Origin of the sequence: Kitasatospora sp. NPDC056446 (genome assembly GCF_042796115.1) — a bacterium.
Classification (GTDB): Bacteria; Actinomycetota; Actinomycetes; order Streptomycetales; family Streptomycetaceae; genus Kitasatospora.
The window spans coordinates 1-1,864 of record NZ_JBHTRF010000192.1; the positions used below are offsets into that span (position 1 = coordinate 1).

General features: G+C 63.1%; 2 protein-coding genes. Both read left to right on the forward strand.

The window, feature by feature from the left end; genetic code table 11:
• A partial coding sequence (locus ACFQ6N_RS40550) for a DUF7024 domain-containing protein (protein ID WP_380659160.1) occupies positions 1 to 1,692 on the forward strand: 1,692 nt, incomplete at its 5' end.
• A partial coding sequence (locus ACFQ6N_RS40555) for an NAD(P)-binding domain-containing protein (RefSeq protein ID WP_380659162.1) occupies positions 1,689 to 1,864 on the forward strand: 176 nt, incomplete at its 3' end. The genes ACFQ6N_RS40550 and ACFQ6N_RS40555, both read left to right, overlap by 4 nt.

Genomic DNA, 1,864 nt, shown 5'->3' on the forward strand with positions numbered 1-1,864 from the left:
TTCAACGGGTTGTTCTATACCCGCATGCAGTTCTTCCTGTACATCCCGTTCATGGGCCTGCTGTTCGCCTATGCGCTGATTGCCATCCGCCAGCCGTGGAGCCGTCGCGTGGTGATGATGGTGTTCCCGGCATCGCTGGTGATCACCTTCCTCCTGAGCATGGCGTTCTACCGCTACTACCAGCCGATCCTCTATGGAGGGATGGTCGAAGGCCACCTGGACAAGCTGAAGAAGCTTGCCGCACTGATGGCCGCTGGCCTGGGGCTGGTCGTACTGGGCCTGCTTGCCTACGTGGTGGCGCGCCGCCCCACCCTGGCCGTGCTGGAACGCCTCAATGACCAGATCCTGCGCTGGTCCGGCAAGGTCACTTGGCTGCTTCCGCTGGCACTGCTGGCCTCGATTCCCAGCGTCGTTGCCCTGTACCAGACCGGCTCGCTGGCGCCATTCCCGTGGACGGTGCCGGTCGGCACTGATCCTTTCCTGGTCCGCTACCACGCCATCTACCGCCTGGCGCAGATGCTGTCGCCGCTGGGCGTAGCGCTGCTGCTGCTGCTGCCGGCGTTCCGGATCGCCTGGTCCGGCGCAGCCAAGTTCGGGCTGCTGTTCCTGGTGCTGGTCTGGGCGGCCGTGCTGACCCAGCCCGCCATCCCGTACCTGTACTACTACGGCCGTTACCTGGCTGGCGACATGCTGCCGTACTCGCTGATCCTCACCGCCGGCGTGATCGCCTACCTGTGGGACGGCCGCTGGCGCCGCCTGGCCATCGCGATTACCGCGTTCCAGTGCTTGTTCTTCCTGGTGTTCTCCATTGCGCAGTACAACCACGACGAAGGCGAAGATCCTCGGTTCTTCGAGCGTATTGCCGAGCTTGTCAGCCCCAATGACATCATCATCGCCTCCGGGCTGGATGATGCGCAGCTGGTCGGCCTGCGGGTCACCTATAACCTGAACGTGTTTTCCATCACCGGCCGTGGCTCTGTTCCACTGCCTTTCGACACCGGTACCTGGCATCGCCTGGAAGCCAACGCGCACCAGAAGGGGGGGCGCCTGTACCTGTTGACCAACCAGCGGCCGAGCGCGCTGCAGGAGCAACTGGTCGAGCGTGTCCCGTTCCGCCAGGGGTACATGAGCAACAGCGAGCACGCTCAGGCCGGGAACATGTTCCAGCCTACATCGCGTTCGCGGTTGCTGCTGCCGTTGCGCTTCAAGCAGGCCGAAGTGGAAATCAATCTGTATCGGATCGATACCAGCACCTTCGACCGTGTCGCCAACGCGAGCTGCACGGACGAGCTCGGCCTGGCCACCGACGGTGCAATCCTGGTCAAGGGCCTGAACGGTTTCAGCAGCCCCGAGACGCATGGCCGCTGGACCGATGGCAAGCGTGCGAGCTACACCTGCACGCTGCCTGAGGGGCATTCGGCCAGCACCGTGGAAATCCAGGCCACCGCCTACCTGCCAAACGGGCGCAAGCAGCGTGTCGGTGTATCGGTCAACGGCGGTGCACCCCAGCAGTTCGAGTTCGCACCGGGTAACGACACCCAGCGGCTGCAGATTCCAGTGGGCAACACCGACAAGCGATCGCTGACGGTGGACTTCGACCTGCCGGACGCCATTTCGCCACAGCAGGCACAAAGCGCGAACGACGCGCGCGTGCTCGGCATCAGCATCAGTGAGATCGAGATCAAAGAATGAACAAGCAACTGATTGAACGCCTGGATTCCAAGACGGCCACGATCGGCATCGTCGGGCTGGGCTACGTGGGCCTGCCGCTGCTGCTGCGCTACAGCGAAGTCGGCTACAAGGTCGTCGGATTCGATATCGATCCGTCCAAGATCGAGATGCTGTCTTCCGGGCGCAGCTACAT